Raw genomic sequence first — 15999 nt, 5'->3', positions numbered from 1 at the left:
CTAGACAGAACCTTTTACACTTAGTTTTTGCAAAGCTTGACTCTCATCATAATTCTTCACCTTATCAAAAAGAATGCCAAACACAACCTTTGAAATTTTCGACGCCAGCAATGGAGGAACTGCGTTTCCAACTTGATGAAACTGATCAGTTCTACTGCCTTGAAAAAAATAGTTATCTGGGAACGTCTGGATACGAGCAGCTTCCCTGACAGACAAACTGCGGCACTGTGTTGGATCGTAGTGAATAAAGTAGTGGCCGTCTTTAGATATGTGACTGGTAATCGTTGTTGCGTACCTATTCTCTAACTGAACTCTAAATCGATCGCTAAACTTTCCTGTCTTCCAATTCTTATGATCAGGAGCCAGCCCTTTTATAGAGAACTCTTTATGCCCCTTTGGTGAAACTCCGTTGAGCTTTGCGTAAACAGCAGCGAAAAGGTATCTACGCAGATCCGTCGGCATATGTCCGCGTGACTCATGATTGAGCCAATAACCTAGATTTCTATCTAAATACCATTCATCCAGACTCGAGTTTTCGGTCGAGCCATCATCTCTCGCCTCCGTTCTTTTCACTCTTTTCCCGCCAGAGCTCAACGGGGCCTTAGGAAAATCAAAGCTTTCCGACAGATCTTGGAGCGCCCCCCAAAACTCAACGTCAACAGGGTCGATTTTTTTTCGGAGATAATCCAGTTGCTCTAGGACAACATCAATCCAACCCTCTTGACTATCCGCCGTTTTTGACAGCCCGCTTCGAAGTCTAGGTAAGTTTCTTAGCACCTCACCGACAGACACTTTTGACTCTCCAGTGGATAGCTTGACCCTATCTATAGAGGCTGGCAGGCTGTCTGTAGCAATACCTAATAGAATCACTCGATGTCTAGCTTGCGGAATGCCGTAATCCTCGGCCCTAATAATAAAAGCTCTTGGATCTATCTTATCTACATCCTCACCAGGACCGAAGGATGCACCAGTGACAAGAGAGTAGATACGGTATTTTTTTTTCTCCGCACTCCCCTCGAGCAGAGTTTGTCCTGGATCTGATAGATCTCTCAGGATATTGGAAAAGATACGCTCATTGTTGACCTTGGAAGAGAGGATACCCTTAACGTTCTCCATCACGAACATCGTAGGCTGTCGCTCCCGGATGATGCGCAGGTATTCCTTATATAAAAAATGCCGGTGATCATCCTCTGCTTTGTAATTGATCTTGGACTGATTTCGCGACCGGCCAACGATCGAATATGCTTGACATGGAGGTCCGCCGATGAGCACCCACGGCCGATCTTTTTTCAGCCTATTGTTCAGAGCCTCGTCCAGAGTTTTATTGCCTTGATCACTGCCTAGAGTAATACATTTTGCTTCGATCGCAGCCTCGTCCCAAAGGGGTTCTGTATCTCTAGATGGCACGAAAATGGATGGTGCTTTCGGGTCGTTGCAATAATTGTAGTATTCAAAAAGAAGATCTGGACGGCGCTTTTTGAGCAGTCGATAGAAGGCTCGCAAACGAAGAGTTTGCCAAGCTTTGGAATCTTTTTCCGCAGAAATGACGATCTCGAAACGATTGCCTCCGCCGGATGATGTAAAGCCTTCCCCAAGTCCTCCAGGCCCGGCGAACAGATCTACAACCTGAATTGGCTCAGCAAGCAATCCGATAGGTTCAGGAATCGCATCTTCAGGGAGATTCAGATTTATCTGGAAATCATTCATAGACATAGTCAGCAAAGAAGTCAGGTCTCGCACGTGGCTGGCATTCGTGGTAGCGATTCATCTCAGGAAATCAAAACCCGACGTTACATCCGCAAAGCTTCAAGTATCTGCGTCTGAGACGACCAGCTCAAGCAAATCAGCAAGCAGTTGAGCTAGTGAGTACGGGATGTGCTCACCGGAAGCAGAAATAGACTAGCTTCTGGAAACATTTCCGAATTGTAATCAAAAATATGTATCGTCGCCCGTTTTTTCCGGCTATTTCTTCCCGGAAATCAAGACCATCGCCTCACCCGTCAGTACTCACAATTCAATCTCCAGTCGCTCTAGAAGGTACTTTAAAGCTGTTTTTTCTCCTTTGGATAGATTCAGACGACCGGACGCAATCTTGTTCAATGCACTTATGTTCTTTGGAGACGCAATACCGCCCTGTTTAGCCTTAATAATGATGTCATTCGCTCGAGGCACCAAGCCAAACAACCCAACGTCGAAGTCAACCTCAAGGTTCCTAAAAGCCTCACGATTACCCTGTCGTGTTTCGTCGACAAAATTCTCGATGGAAACACCGTACTGGAGGGTCGTCTCGCGTACCAAGCCTACTTTTCCTTTAACATGCTGATCCCAACAAAAATCCCGCTTGGCAAATTCGGATATGTTGCGGACGTTGTCCGGAGGGGCTTTAAGAATATCCGCGACGCAGCGTGCCTCATCGAGCATCCAGCCGAGTAACGATGCAGGAACAGCCTGCTCTCGCCAAATACGATCTAAGTCGATTTGCTGGTTTTCAGTCCGAAATCCATATGCACATGCTGCTATAGCGTAAGCGACGATCTGAGCCTTGTAGCCTCTGTCAGCCTGATACCAAGATGACTTTTGAATGGCTTCATCCAGACTAATGAATAACAATGCTTTAGCCATGGCCCTACGAAACCAGGTTTCACTGAGCGAAGTTCCATCTCCCAGCTTTGAAAGAACAGATGTCGTGTAGCGATTAAAACATTTTTGAGCGCCTTCACAGACGTGATGAGGGCGCTCATCAAAAGATAGTTCATACTTTGCAAGATCCGTTTTTGTAACGAGCCTTACCTTCGGATACATCAGTTCGAGCTTTTTTCGTTCGGACGGAATCTTGTAGGAGAAGAGGTTCTTGTATTGCCCTCGTGTACGCTCATAAAACCACTTACTGCTATGTAGCTCGCCTGCTTTCTGTGGGACGGACACCTCTTTGGAGAATCGCTCAATTCTAATTTGCACGGGACTATTGGAGGCAAGGTCAGCCAACGAAACCTTGTTCTGAGTATTGGCATACTCAGATATTCGTGGAACAACATCAACAAGCCGATCTTCATCAACGACAGAAAGTTTTACTTGGACGTATACGTGATCGAGCTTCCTTCCTAAGCCATCTCGGGCATAGAGCAGTGAGGCAGTGGTCTGCCCCCCATTAACAATCTGGAAATCCTTGATATGGGAAATCGCCAGCGCACCATTAACAAACCTTCGAGTCCGCACAGAAGACGCTGTAGCAGTAATCCCGTTATTATAGGCGAAGAACATCCCTGGTTCTTCTGCGATAGTGCGCAAGATACCTTTATTGACGCCGGTCTTTGCCTGCAGGTAGGTTCTGACGTTCTGTTCGAGCAAGCGATTACTAAACACTGCAAAGACTTCGGCCAATACCGAACCTGGGATCGCAAATAGATAACTCTGATAATTATCAGCTCCTACCGAAGCCGGGAGACATTCGACAGCCCCATCGAAATCCTCATCAAAATCTATTTCTACGGGCTCTCCACCAGTCGAGGAAATCCTAGAGTAGCGTTCAAGGTCGAGAACATTGATATGCATTGTCATGCTATCTAGCTCTCTCGTTTCAAATACCCTTTTGCGAACCCGTAGGTGACCATTAGTGAGTAAAACGATACGAAGCCGCCTAATCCTACTAGTATATTGCTGAATCAAAATTGCGAGTTGATATGCCGGACTAGCCTCTTCCAAGCTATCAATAAACTTTCGACTAGTTGAAAGCTTGAAAAATCGCTCAACCCCATCTACAGCGCGATCTACATCCCGGCTGTTGATAGCAGGCAAACTATCATTATTTCGGTAATCACACACAGCCAAATATAGATCACCAGACTCAGTTGACTCACCTTCAAGAATATCAAGTGCGTATCCATCAATGCGGTAGCCGCCCAGCCCTTCCTTGAGAATCGGACAATACTCCATATCCGGGGTATCGCCGTTCTCTGCAGCAAGAGTTGAATAGATCCGAAAAAATTCCGTCACCTGAAGTTCGTGATCCGCGATACTGCCTATGCGAACCTCTTCAAGTAGGTGCGAGTACTCTTCTTGGATATCAATCATTGATCAGCCCCACCAGCTCCGAAGGTGGTACTAAAAAGTCACTTATTAGTTCGCAGGAGACTTCATAGCTGACTTTGGTAACCCCATGCGGGACATTACTCGGCACCAGACGTGGAAAATTCTCCGTAACACGATACAAACTCAATTTTTCAAGATTGTACGTATCACCAGCGTAACTGGCATCAGAATCGTAACCAGCAAGGATCAATTTACGTTGAAACTCCATCACCCCAGACCTATTGGTTGCGAGCTTAACGAAAATATCTGCAGACAACGATTCAAGACTCAACCCTTGATCAGATGGGGAGAATCGATTTGCTGCGATGTATAGATTGCGACCATCCCAGTTCAGCTGATCCAACGATGATATTTTCAGGGATTGCCGTTGAGTCGAAAGCTGCGCTTTAACTTCGATGCGTAAATTATTCAATCCTATATCATTGGTATCGCCCTCTGGCCCTCGCCACCCCCGAACAGCCAACATGGCATCGACACCACACTCTTCGATAGCCCACACCAACATATTCAGCTCCCCAAGAAGCCCCAATCTCTCTTTAAAAGAAAGCTCATTGGCTCGTCGACGACGTAACAGCTCAGCCCACCGACTCAGCCTAACTACAAATATTCGGATCGCACCACTTTCGGTTGTCGCTACCGATGATGCTTCTGCAAGGTCGCAACATATAATCGAGAAAAGATCAGTCAACCCACGATCCATCAATCGTAAAGTCAGGCTTTTTCTACCCCGGTCATCTGTCAGATGCACCTCCAGATTTTCGAAATCAGGAATCTCTTCCGCTTCAAAATTCGTTATTGAAGACTCAAACGTAAACTCGCGCTCTCTCGCCACCGAAAAACCGACGAACAGATCAATTAGGTGATCAGGACAGACACGAAAGCGCCCCGCTTCATAACCAAGTGTTGAAATTTCATCCCACTTGCCGCTGAAGTCACTACTCATCAAACAGTTCCTCATCGGTTTGAGTTTCTTCCATTTGCTGCTTCAGCAACTGGGCCATTCGAACAGAAACAGCATATTCGCGCGGTTTTGGCTGAACATTAGTATCAGGAAAACCCAAACTCAATGTTACGGCGGGAGAGCCCTTCTTAAACTTAAGACTTCTTCCATTCGCCCGATCCACATCGAGTTTAAAGTCCACCAAATGTATTAGAAGTAAGGGCCGAGTTCTCGCAAGTAAGCAAGCCTTCTCAGCACTAATTTTCGGATCTTCCGCTCTAAATTTTTTGATATTTAATTTCAGTCTATCTTTACACTCGCCATACATAAGATCATTTGGTGCAGCATCCGCAACTACGTTCTTCTCAGTAATTTTTACCACATCAGGATCATTTGACTTTGAAACTCCATTGTGACGCTCCCGACAAAAGACTGTATCAGCTCCATCTATCTTTAACGGAAATTTGGATGTACCCTTTCTTCTGAATGGAATTGCAATATCCCAAGTAGCCAGCTCATTTGCTGCCCTGTCAGAAATATAATCTAAAGCCAAGCTTCTTTCTTCATTTCCCAACGCAAACTCAAGCTGAGGCAACTTGAATTCTTGCAGTAGCTCCTTCACGACTGATACGCGGATACCTGACCAGACAAACGCGGACTCATCGTCAACACGTTTATCGGGAAAATTTGCGTTTAGCGTTGCCACCAAAGAGGTGACAGCCTCAAAGTGCTTGCAGTTATGGTCGTTATTATTGAACAACTCGTATGCTTGGAGGTGACGAGCTGATAGATCTAATGCAATCAAAAGAGGCTTTGCTGCCCGCATCTTGTTCGCCGCCGTGATAGCGATACCGGTCGAGCTTTGACGAACTTTTAGACCAAATTGGTCGGGTGTAAGCCCCATTCTTTCCATTCGAACAAGATCATCTCGCAGCTCCTCAACTGAATCACTGACTTCGCGAAAATCTCCAAGCATGCCTTTTGTTGCGTGGATTCTGCAGAGCTTTTCGTATCCAGGTCGATAGCCAAACCAACGTCCCATCTGAAGGAGAGTGTCAGCAGCTCCGACATTTCGGAGTACATACGAAACGGCGAGGCCCTCTAGAGTGAGGCCGCGAGATAGAGCTAAGCCTCCGACCGCGATTAGATGCAACCCCGTCTCAGGCGCCTTGGAATAGTCCAGCCCCCCTCCACGCATGTTAACCAGCCGCACGTCTATTGACGATAGTGCTCTCTGCAATACTTCTCTAACCTCGTCCCAAGTGAAGTTAGTATAGATCTCATATTCCCTAAGCCAAATTTTATGCAAGTTACTTAAAATCTCAGATCGCTCCCACGACGGGCTTGTCGCCCACACCGCGGCAGTTGCCTTCAAGTCTTGAAGTAGGCGATAAATTTCGTCATGAACTTGTTTTTGAATTGCGTTAAATCTGCTGACATTCACCAGCATTGAAGAGTGTCGATCTCCTTCTCCGGCAAGCGTGCGCAGACACCGGAACAATGTATATTCGAAAACGGCATCTTTGAGGCTTTGCGGGAGTTCTTCGACTTTATCTCCTGGCTTATGCTTGAGCTTTAAAAGATCGTGATAATCATCAGGAATTGCCCTCACGCAAACATCGTAGAGCTCACCTCCCTCTGAGAAAAGTTTATCGGCTCCGACATAATTCTCCGGCGGCTCCAAGGATTTAATGAAATGCTCCGGAAATAGATCATCCTTGAGCATCTGGTCATTTGTATCTGGATCAATAAATATATTTGCGAATGGAGTCGCTGTATATCCAACATACGCTGAGCGCCTAGAGCAGTCTAAGAGTTCCCGAATACGGGCATTGATTGTGGTAGTAGCGTTAGGATCCTTTGCCGTATTTATGGAGGCATTATCAGCCTCATCGTCAATCAGTAGCATCGGTCCCTCGAGCTGGCCACCTTGGCGAAGATCCCTAAGCCACCCAGCAAGCTGTTCCAAAACCTTGTCATGTTTTTTTGTCACGAACAAAATTGGGTCAGCAAAGTTTCCTTCCGCCGCGCCTATACCGGTTGCTTTTCCGACATTGAAATCGGACGCCTGAGTAGTTCCACAGTACGGATGGCGTATTTCGGAACTCTCACCATCAATTCCCTTAAAAACAAAAGAAACCGGATAAATTTCTGATGCCAAAGAATCTCCAAGTGAAGACTTTCCAACAAATGTCTGATCAAGCCGTACTTGAGTTTGGTACCGAAGGGAATTGGTGAGACCTGCGAGCACTATAATTACCCGGTAGCCTGCGTCTGCCGCTTTTGCGATAAGTGCAGAATAGTTGGTAGTCTTTCCGGACTGCACATGACCCATCACGAGCCCCCGACGACGCCATGATTTGGACTCCTGAGGATTCCCTAGATAGCCAACGATCTCATCAGTAACGTTGTCAACCGACCCAACAACTTGTACTGGGAGGACTGAATGATCCAACCAATACTTTTGTAATCTACGCCAAAAGTAGAAATTAATTTCGCCTTTACGCTTAGGATACCACTCATCAAAATCAGTCTTTAGGACATGACCTTCGCCTTGGCTAGTTCCGTAAAATGTTTCAAGATGGCGAATCAGTCTCTCAGCCAAATCTCCGCTGAGGATTTTTGAAATTCCTGAGCTCTCTTTGACATGATTATCGAGAAAACCTTGAGGAACTGGAAATCGCCCCCTTACAACTTTATCAATCTCCATACGGAGAAAACTCAGAGCAGCATCAAAGTCCATTTTTCATCCCCCATTTTTTAGCAGTATTTTTTCGAACGTAGCTTTCAGTGTATGTCCACTGACTCGAGAACGGTTCCACATCTCTTATGAACGCAAGAAACCGATCAACTTCCAAATCCCCATCACTACTTTGAATGAAGTTCAGAACACACTGATGGACCAGAGACTCAAACTCCTCGGTAGTTGTCGGAGATTGATTGACCCCTCCACTACTTGCATCAGAAAGAAATTTTTCTGTCGGAAAATAAGACTCTAGCAATCGAAGTACGGATTCTGCATTTTCCGATGTAGAATCCATGGCCATCAAACTAATAACCATAGGATGAGCTCGATTTATACGGTAATGGATCTGGCCATTTTTGACATATCTAAGCCAGACGGACTGAATTGTTGGAATATCCAGTAAAACACCTTTTGTCCTATGTACTGAGTACGATCTTCGATTAAAACGCCTGACGACCTCCTGAAGTCGGCGTTTTAGGGCTACCGGAAGTTGAGCATCCGATTTATCTAACGTGATTCGCCATTCGGCATCAACAGTGTTAGGGAGATCTACCCTAACCCTCGTTAACTGGGAGAGTTCCCCATGTGGAACCAGTCGAAACCAAGTACCGAATATGATCAGTCGTTTGTTTCGATAGACATAAAACCCTTGATTACGGACCATTCCCTCTGGACCACCAATTCTCTCTTGCTCCTCAACTGTCAGTTTTGAGAAATGGGGCAACACATATGGTTGAATACTGACAACAGATCCGTTTGTCGTTTTGATAACTTCCGCATCTAAAGTCTGCGTCGCATTGTGTGCGATCATAAACGGATCAATTGGTCGAAGTAGACGACCGTTAACTGAGATTGCCAAACGACGCTCACCTTCTCCTGCTAAATAACGGTGAAATATTAAAGATAGTCGCTGGCTAGCATGTGCAATGGCAAACGTGAGTGAATCATCGAAAGAAGGGCTGGTATCTCTTTCAAGCACCCGATCGGAACGGGTCCATATTATTTCCGTACCTGATTTGGCTTTTGGAGATTTACTTAACAATTTTTGTGCGTCAGATCCTTTTAAAACCTCCATTCCCCAATCATCAATGTCGTCGAGATCCCATCGGGCGGCATTGATCGTCCCTTCACACCAAGAAACTACTGTAAGCACTCGGGCCTGAGACAGAGAAGCGGACTTCAAACCCCAACCGAATCGTCCAAGATCATCAGGTTCGCGTACATCCTGCGGATTGGCGCTCGCAGGGCGCATAGCCACTATCAGGGTTTCCAAGTCCATGCCCGTCCCATCATCTCGAATTCTGACCACGACATCGATGTCTTCTGGTTCAAACGTGACGTCTACCCGAGTAGCTTTGGCCTTGATACTGTTATCAATCAGGTCGGCGAGAGCTGCTGATAGATCGTAATTGCCGAAACTTCGAGCAGTCGCCATCAGATCCTTTGCTTGGGGGGGATTCGTAATCCTCATTTCGCTCTCCTTAGCCCATTCAGAAGCGCATTATGGCAACAGGCCACTGCAACTGTATCCGTAGAACCGATCTGGGTAAACGATCAGTTGAAGCCAGCGATGTTCACGTCGATGATTAACCCTGTTTTCAGTGAAGAAGCCCCATGAGGGAAACGAGATTTCGTTGCACGTTAAGAGACGGACTTTCAAGCTGCCACCCTCTTGGGCAGCTGCAGCCTCGCCCAAACACAGCCTTTGATTGCTTTGAAAGATCCTTTTCAAACATGTGCTTAGGTGATGAGTGAGAGAAAGAAACTCCACGTGACAGGCTTCTATATTTGTATTTACGGCTTTTTCTAGATTTACGGCCAGACTTCTTTATTGGGTCGAGAGGGTAATTCGAATGTGCGCTGATAACGTTAATCCTGAACGCCGCTCCAAGATGATGTCGATGATCAAAGGGAAAAACACAAAGCCTGAAATGATGGTGAGATCGGTTTGCCATGAGCTGGGACTTCGTTATCGACTACATAGAAGAGATCTGCCGGGAACGCCAGACTTAGTGTTCGTCAAGAACCGAATATGCCTTTTTGTAAACGGCTGCTTTTGGCACCGGCATCCCGGGTGTAAATATGCGTATACGCCTAAGAGTAGGCTTGATTTCTGGTTACCGAAGCTAGCAAGAAATGTTGAGCGAGATCTCAACGCCCAACAAACACTGCTCTCGCTGGGATGGCGAGTGCTGATCGTTTGGGAATGCGACACAAAAAACAGAGAAGTCCTACGTACTGAAATCCAAAAAGCCTTTGGTTTGAATGATTGAGGACCTACGAGCTTTCCGCCGAAAAAAGCCGACTGATTTTGAAAGGTTGACCTTATACCTTTGCCCCCCACGCTCTCAATTCGGCGCCTAAGAAACGCCTCAACCAGAGCGGTTCTCCGCACCCGACAGTCATGCGGCTTTTTTTCGTCTGCGGTTTCTCTACGTCTGCGAAAAATCCCGTTATGTCGGGAGTGGGCGAATACAAGACCCGAAAGGGGAATATGTCCGGCCCGTCTCTGGTGGGTTTCTTAGCTCCCGACACCCTTAACGAATGCCCTAAGAAAGCAGCCAGAGGTAAATGGAAATGCCTGACTATCCAACCTTCATGATGAAGGTGATTCGCTGTACCCACCGTTCGAATCCCGTGCTTCCAGGTCAGGAGGCATGCCATGTCTGAACCACTTCTCCCGACTCGTTTCACCCGCAACAAAACCCACCTGCACGCCCTTTTGGTTGAGAACCAGGCGTGGCTCTGTGTCCAGGAGCTGGGCCGGTTGATGGGGAAACATCTTGATGAACGCCAGTTGCGCAAACTCGATGCTGATCAGCGCCAGATGATGTGCGTGGAGACCTATGGCGAAGCTGAGGAACATATGATGGTGAGTGAGTCCGGTGTGTATGCACTGCTGATCTATCACTACTGTCCTGAGTATCGCCAGCTTCGTGAGTGGCTGACACATGAAGTTGTGCCTGCGCTGCGTGATGCGCGTGCGACGCGCTCGGCGGAGCGTCCGACATTGAGTGTTTTGAGTTGGCCGCAGATGTCGCTGAGCACGCTGCACTGGCAGGATGAGCCGTGGATTCGGTTGCGGGATATGCCTTGTTTGTTGGCGAATGATCCGTTTAGTCGTCATGAGTCCTGGTGGCGTAAGGTTTCACAATTGTTGCGTGGAGGCTGATGGCTTCAGAATCCGCTGTTTGAGTTTTCAAGCAGCGGATTTTTTGTGGCCAAAAGTCCTTGGGGCAGCTTCGCTGCCCATCGGGGATAAATCCCCTCACCACAATTCAATGTGTTGCTGCTGGGTGGGTGTCTGGATTCGAGATTAGGATCCCACCAATCGCCAGCAGGCTGGCTCCCACAGATTCCGCATCATCCTGAAAACAATCAGTGCAACCCGCGCCGCCTCCCGCTATTAATACCCCTCCCCCACTCAAGGATCCGAGCCCCACCATGAAATTCGATCTCGCCTACTGCCTCAGCCTCGACGACAAGTTGTCGATTTATGATGTTCGTGATTTGAATTTCGATGAGACGGTGGCGTTCGACTCCGCGAAGGAGCACTTCCAGTGCCCCAACGATGCCTGCCGCTCTGCGTTCGAGGCCTCCAACGAGTTGGGTACGTTCAACGCCAAGAACGTGAATTACGTGCGCACGCCGCACTTCAAGAACCTGCCCACGACCCAGCATGTGGTGGGTTGTCCTTATGTGAGTTTGAAAGCTTCAGCCTCGGGTCTTGAAACGGCAGATGGTGAGGCGGATGACGGTCGCGAGGAGCACTTCCCATCAGAGTTGTTGCTCACCCGCCGTGAATATGTGCGCAAGCCTGCCGCGCCTGCGGTGGCGGCGGATGTGTTGCGCGATGATCCGGTGCGGGCGGCGGCGGTGAGTGGTAAAGAGTCAGCGAGTCGTGAATCGGCGCCGGACAAGACCAGTGTTTTCGCGCATCCGGTGGAGTGTTTTGTTTCTAACTTCGCCGACAAGGATTTGCTCAAGCGGATGCCGTTGAAGGTCGGCGAACACTCGGCGCCGTACAGTTCGTTCTTCAAGAAGATTGAGTATCTGACGGACAACAAGGGGCTGATTTACTGGGGGCGGATCAAGAAGATCGAGGACTTCCACAGTGGCGCCAGTTTCCGGATCGATTTCGTAGACAAGGTCTGGTTCAAGAAGCCCGAGGACAGTAAGAAGAAGCCGTACCCGGTCAGTGTTTATCTGAACAAGAAGCTGATCGACAACTACCGCAAGCGCAAGGCGTTTCTGGAGGAGATCAAGCACGCTGCTGATAGCGACAAGGCGTTGTTCTGTTTCTTCTATGGCGTGACGCCGGAGTTGAAGCAGGTGCCAGGCAAGAAGAACCCCGAAAAGCCTTTCGAGGTCTTCAATGCCAATATCGAGAACCTGGATCACTTCATTATTCGTGAAGCACCGGGTCTGGAGTGAGGGTTAACCCTGAGGCAGTTGCAGTTTGACGGCGCCAGGGTGTTGTTTGACTAGCGAGTACGGCAGGATCGACCAGTCGGGTGAATCGCAGGCGCGTTCTACGCGGGCGAAGTACGCGCCCAGGTACAGACCTTTTTCGGTGAAGTGCCAGTTGGAATAGCTCCAGTTGTCTTCACTGGTGAAGTCGCAACTGTCTTCATCACCCTCCGCCGGTTTCTTCATTTCATCCGGGTACAGCGCGGTGAGTTGCTTTATTAGCCACGGCTTGAAGATTTCGCGTTGGTACTTTGAGCGCGCTGCGTCTTCGGCCTCGGTCAAAGGCTGGTCACCGCCTCGGTAGCGATCTGCGTGAAGGATTGGCTGCCCCTCGCCCACCCAGAGCACGTCTTCGAGCGACAACGGGTGACCGGTTTTCACATCGATGTTGAGTGGGGAATCGCCGAAGTCCGGATGCGCGCCGCCGCAGTCGTAGCTGGTGGAAATGTTCAGGCTGATCACACTGGGCGAGATAAACGTCGGGGTGACGTCCTGGAGGAATTCGGCATAGCCGCGACCGCGCAACTGGCAACCGTAGTAACTGATGGCCTCGTCCCACAAGCGCCCGAGCAACTGCTGGTTAACCCGTTGCAGATCTTCTTTGGGCAGACCGGATTCGATGCTGAACATGGACATTTTGGTATCAGGCTCTTCCCACCATTGCAGGGTGTAGCCCATGAAGTCCTGCTTTTTACCGGGTTTGAGTTTCAGTCCCTGAAGCCGCAGATATTCGTAAGGCTCGCTCTTGGGCAACTTGGCGATGTAGGGCAATGCATTCGCTGGCACTTCGGGAAGTGGCGTATCGGTGACCAGTACGGGCAGTTTTTTGCCTTTTGGATTTTGCCATTCGCCCTTCCAGCCGCCATCAATCTGTTGCAGTTTGAGGGTCGGTAACGGCTTGTCCGGCTCCATACGATTGCTGCCCTCTGTGAGCACCAGTACGTCGTTTTTCAACGTGCCGTTGAGTTCCAGATCGCGGTGAAATTTCTCATAGAAGTAGCGACCGGTGACTTGCTCCGGGTCACTGGTGTCGACTTCGAATACGATCGGCATCTTGCCCAACGTGCCGGTGAATACCAGCCGATTATCTTCGGCGTGCGCGGTGGAAATCAGTGTGAATAGCGCAGCAGCGTATGGCGCCAGGCGCAGCAGTCCCTTGAGCATGGATCGATCCCTGAATGAGTCGGTGGTTGCGCCTGAGGTTTGCACACCGGCGCGCAGAAAGTCGGGGCGGATTATGGCGAGGCTAAACCAGAGAATCGAGTGCAACCGCACATTTCGGCCTCACCCTGGCGCTTAATGAAAAGCTTCGATCTCTCGCCACGCCACCAGACGCCGCGCCAAGGCACTTTCGATACCCGACTCATTAACAGCGCAATATTCACGTAACCAGTGAGCGACCATTTCAACATTCGGCCAGTACATATCTTTCTGACCTTTGCTGCTTCTGGGCGTGTCATTCATCGCGGCATCGAAACCAATGGCTGCACGTTCACCTTGTGGTAAACAGCCCCACTCAGTTGCACTGCCCTGGAAATACCAGGCGATTTCATCAATGTGTTTTTGTGCGCTGCGATGGCTGCGCCGATAAAACCTGTACTCGCGACAGACTTGATCCATACGCTCCGGCATGATGCCGGCATCGACCCAATCCATAAGACCGTGGTTGATCGCATCGCGGATCAACCCTTCACGCCAGCGATCTGCAAACCAGGCAACAAAACCTTCTGCGTCCGCCTTTTTCGCATCGGCGAAGACCATGCAGTAACGGGTTTTCACATGGATAACAAACAATACGTGCTTACGTTGCACAGTGACCGCATGGACTAGCCACTGCTCTACAGAACGGCTGGCCTCGTCATCTTCGATGGCCGGCGACGGTGGTTTGTTGTCCACCGGCGTAATCTTTTTGCCCTTATGGATGCGGCTAAAGAACTTGCTGGCAGCTTCGGTGCAATTGAAGATCAACATCCTGGTTCTCTGCTAAGACGGCTAACTTGAGCTGAGCCGAGTAATCACTTATCTGATCACCATACCCAGCATCACGACTATCAACAATCCAACATAAACCCACGCATGCACTCGATCCGGTATCCGCTCGATCCATCGCGTCGCCAATCGAATCCCCAGTAACGAACCCACCGTCAGCAACGCGAACGCCAGCAGATCCACATACCCGATAAACCATGGCCCAAGATCTGTCTCGCTAAAACCCGCCAGCGCCATGTACGTCAGCGTTCCCGCCAGTGCCACCGGCACGCTCAACGGATTAGCCATCGAAGTTGCCTGGGACATGCTCAAGCCGCAACGGCGCAGTAGCGGCACGGTCATGACGCTTCCTCCTACGCCAAGAAACGTCGCGATAGCGCCAATGCCTACACCGCCGCCGGACGTTTCCACCCTGCCTAATCGGCGTAGGACTGCGCCTTCGGTGTGTGTGAGAAATCCGCGGCGCAACAGGCAATCAACAATGGTTACACCGAGGTAGGCGATGAACGCATAGCGAATCACTTCGCCGCTGACCCATACCGCCGCTACCGCGCCGATGATCGCGCCCAATCCGATGAATCCGCCCAACGGCCACAGGTAATCCCGAATTAGATTGCCGGCGCGGCGGTGTTTGTCGGTGGCTATCAGTGCGTTGACGATCATCACGCAGGTCGAAGTGGCGACGGCGATGTGCATCGCTGACTGGCCGATGGGGTCGTCGGCGCCGTGGCTGGCGGTGAGCATTCGGTAGAGCAGCGGCACAACGACGAAGCCGCCACCGAATCCAAAGAGCACCGCGGTGACACCGGTCAGGCAGCCGAAGAGTGTCAGCAGGAGATAGAACATGGTGGGTCGTCCGGTTGTAGGGAACGGTCGACGATAAAGCGACGGGACTTGGCCTGCTTCAGCAAGTCAGCCAATAATGTTTGCGTTTACGCCAACCACTGAGCACAACTTGATGCGCAACGTTTCGATCAATCTGCTGGATGACACGCCGCGCCCGGTGGTGGCGATCGGTACGGATTATTCCCACGGCCATCTGCTGCCATTTCATACGCATCGTCGAGCGCAATTGCTCTATGGCGCGACGGGAGTGATGCAGGTCAGCACCCATGACGGCAACTGGGTGGTGCCGCCACAACGGGCAGTGTGGATTCCGCCGGGAGTGGCACATGAGGTGTTGATGCTTGGGGTGAGCACTCGCAGTTTGTACATCGAACCGGGGGCGGTAGATTTGGGCGAGCGTTGTCAGGTGATCGATGTGTCACCGTTGATGCGCCATCTGCTCATGGAAGCGGTGGAGGTTCCGCTGGCCTACGACCCGAGTGGGCGCGACGGTGCGCTTATCGATTTGTTGCTGCACGAAGTTACACGCAGTGCTCCGCTGCCCTTGCACATTCCTTTGCCGACTGACGGAAAACTACTCGCGCTGTGTCAGAACTTTCTCCATCAGCCCAACGCCCATCAGTCGCCACAACAGTGGGCCGACCAGTTACACATAAGCTTACGCACCTTCAACAGAGTGTTTCGCCAGCAGACCGGAATGAGCTTCAGCCAATGGCGGCAAAGGGCCTGCGTGGTGCTCGCGTTGGCACGGTTGGCGGCGGGTGAAGCGGTGACGCGAATAGCCCTGGACTTCGGTTATGAGAGCCCGGCAGCGTTCTCGACAATGTTCCGGCGCATCCTCGGTCAGCCACCGTCCGTCTGGTTGGCGGCGACAAATCAGGCCAAATCTAAAAATGCGTTTGATCCCGGCTGAAAACAA

The 15999-nt window shown here is 49.9% G+C and carries 12 protein-coding genes; 4 read left to right on the top strand and 8 right to left on the bottom strand.

Features of this window, described 5'->3' with window-relative positions:
- The 5 genes from ICA16_RS07515 to ICA16_RS07495 form a co-directional block, all read right to left on the bottom strand.
- Complete coding sequence (locus ICA16_RS07515) at positions 1 to 1707, bottom strand: DNA cytosine methyltransferase (protein ID WP_210700335.1); 1707 nt, start codon at positions 1705 to 1707, stop codon at positions 1 to 3.
- Positions 1708 to 2007: 300 nt separating this feature from the next.
- Positions 2008 to 4071: an AIPR family protein gene (locus ICA16_RS07510; protein WP_210700334.1), complete on the bottom strand. Its 2064-nt coding sequence runs from the start codon at positions 4069 to 4071 to the stop codon at positions 2008 to 2010.
- Positions 4064 to 5032, bottom strand: coding sequence for a PD-(D/E)XK motif protein (locus ICA16_RS07505; RefSeq protein ID WP_210700333.1), 969 nt, complete (start codon positions 5030 to 5032; stop codon positions 4064 to 4066). Before ICA16_RS07505 ends, ICA16_RS07510 begins: the two co-directional genes overlap by 8 nt.
- On the bottom strand, positions 5025 to 7772 hold the full coding sequence (locus ICA16_RS07500; RefSeq protein ID WP_210700332.1) for a Z1 domain-containing protein: 2748 nt from the start codon (positions 7770 to 7772) through the stop codon (positions 5025 to 5027). Before ICA16_RS07500 ends, ICA16_RS07505 begins: the two co-directional genes overlap by 8 nt.
- On the bottom strand, positions 7762 to 9246 hold the full coding sequence (locus tag ICA16_RS07495) for an ATP-binding protein (RefSeq protein WP_210700331.1): 1485 nt from the start codon (positions 9244 to 9246) through the stop codon (positions 7762 to 7764). The genes ICA16_RS07500 and ICA16_RS07495 overlap by 11 nt, the downstream gene beginning before the upstream one ends.
- Before the next feature lie 382 nt (positions 9247 to 9628).
- Here ICA16_RS07495 and ICA16_RS07490 point away from each other — a divergent pair, with 382 nt between their 5' ends.
- The 3 genes from ICA16_RS07490 to ICA16_RS07480 all read left to right on the top strand — a co-directional run bounded on the left by ICA16_RS07490 (position 9629) and on the right by ICA16_RS07480 (position 12209).
- Positions 9629 to 10048: a very short patch repair endonuclease gene (locus ICA16_RS07490; protein WP_210700330.1), complete on the top strand. Its 420-nt coding sequence runs from the start codon at positions 9629 to 9631 to the stop codon at positions 10046 to 10048.
- A gap of 389 nt (positions 10049 to 10437) precedes the next feature.
- Positions 10438 to 10947: a BRO-N domain-containing protein gene (locus tag ICA16_RS07485; protein ID WP_210700329.1), complete on the top strand. Its 510-nt coding sequence runs from the start codon at positions 10438 to 10440 to the stop codon at positions 10945 to 10947.
- Between the two features lie 272 nt (positions 10948 to 11219).
- On the top strand, positions 11220 to 12209 hold the full coding sequence (locus ICA16_RS07480) for a hypothetical protein (protein ID WP_210700328.1): 990 nt from the start codon (positions 11220 to 11222) through the stop codon (positions 12207 to 12209).
- A 3-nt stretch (positions 12210 to 12212) separates the two neighbouring features.
- Here ICA16_RS07480 and ICA16_RS07475 read toward each other — a convergent pair whose 3' ends face one another.
- The 3 genes from ICA16_RS07475 to ICA16_RS07465 all read right to left on the bottom strand — a co-directional run bounded on the left by ICA16_RS07475 (position 12213) and on the right by ICA16_RS07465 (position 15080).
- Positions 12213 to 13409, bottom strand: coding sequence for a hypothetical protein (locus ICA16_RS07475; RefSeq protein ID WP_210700327.1), 1197 nt, complete (start codon positions 13407 to 13409; stop codon positions 12213 to 12215).
- 132 nt (positions 13410 to 13541) lie between these two features.
- On the bottom strand, positions 13542 to 14216 hold the full coding sequence (locus tag ICA16_RS07470; RefSeq protein WP_210700326.1) for a DUF6933 domain-containing protein: 675 nt from the start codon (positions 14214 to 14216) through the stop codon (positions 13542 to 13544).
- 48 nt (positions 14217 to 14264) lie between these two features.
- Positions 14265 to 15080 (bottom strand): sulfite exporter TauE/SafE family protein, encoded by an 816-nt coding sequence (locus tag ICA16_RS07465; RefSeq protein ID WP_210700325.1) that lies wholly within the window; start codon positions 15078 to 15080, stop codon positions 14265 to 14267.
- A 112-nt stretch (positions 15081 to 15192) separates the two neighbouring features.
- Here ICA16_RS07465 and ICA16_RS07460 point away from each other — a divergent pair, with 112 nt between their 5' ends.
- Positions 15193 to 15993: an AraC family transcriptional regulator gene (locus ICA16_RS07460; protein WP_210700324.1), complete on the top strand. Its 801-nt coding sequence runs from the start codon at positions 15193 to 15195 to the stop codon at positions 15991 to 15993.
- Positions 15994 to 15999: the final 6 nt, after the last annotated feature.

The sequence above is a fragment of the Pseudomonas anatoliensis genome (assembly GCF_017976235.1).
In the GTDB taxonomy this organism is placed as follows: domain Bacteria; phylum Pseudomonadota; class Gammaproteobacteria; order Pseudomonadales; family Pseudomonadaceae; genus Aquipseudomonas; species Aquipseudomonas anatoliensis.
The sequence above is the reverse complement of the archived record's forward strand: the minus strand, read 5'-3'. Positions and strand labels throughout refer to the sequence as shown.

Bases quoted from the DNA above. Each gene is read 5' to 3' on its own strand.
- ICA16_RS07515 (WP_210700335.1), bottom strand. From the start codon at position 1,707: ATGAATGATTTCCAGATAAATCTGAATCTCCCTGAAGATGCGATTCCT.
- ICA16_RS07510 (WP_210700334.1), bottom strand. From the start codon at position 4,071: ATGATTGATATCCAAGAAGAGTACTCGCACCTACTTGAAGAGGTTCGC.
- ICA16_RS07505 (WP_210700333.1), bottom strand. From the start codon at position 5,032: ATGAGTAGTGACTTCAGCGGCAAGTGGGATGAAATTTCAACACTTGGT.
- ICA16_RS07500 (WP_210700332.1), bottom strand. From the start codon at position 7,772: ATGGACTTTGATGCTGCTCTGAGTTTTCTCCGTATGGAGATTGATAAA.
- ICA16_RS07495 (WP_210700331.1), bottom strand. From the start codon at position 9,246: ATGAGGATTACGAATCCCCCCCAAGCAAAGGATCTGATGGCGACTGCT.
- ICA16_RS07490 (WP_210700330.1), top strand. From the start codon at position 9,629: ATGTGCGCTGATAACGTTAATCCTGAACGCCGCTCCAAGATGATGTCG.
- ICA16_RS07485 (WP_210700329.1), top strand. From the start codon at position 10,438: ATGTCTGAACCACTTCTCCCGACTCGTTTCACCCGCAACAAAACCCAC.
- ICA16_RS07480 (WP_210700328.1), top strand. From the start codon at position 11,220: ATGAAATTCGATCTCGCCTACTGCCTCAGCCTCGACGACAAGTTGTCG.
- ICA16_RS07475 (WP_210700327.1), bottom strand. From the start codon at position 13,409: ATGCTCAAGGGACTGCTGCGCCTGGCGCCATACGCTGCTGCGCTATTC.
- ICA16_RS07470 (WP_210700326.1), bottom strand. From the start codon at position 14,216: ATGTTGATCTTCAATTGCACCGAAGCTGCCAGCAAGTTCTTTAGCCGC.
- ICA16_RS07465 (WP_210700325.1), bottom strand. From the start codon at position 15,080: ATGTTCTATCTCCTGCTGACACTCTTCGGCTGCCTGACCGGTGTCACC.
- ICA16_RS07460 (WP_210700324.1), top strand. From the start codon at position 15,193: ATGCGCAACGTTTCGATCAATCTGCTGGATGACACGCCGCGCCCGGTG.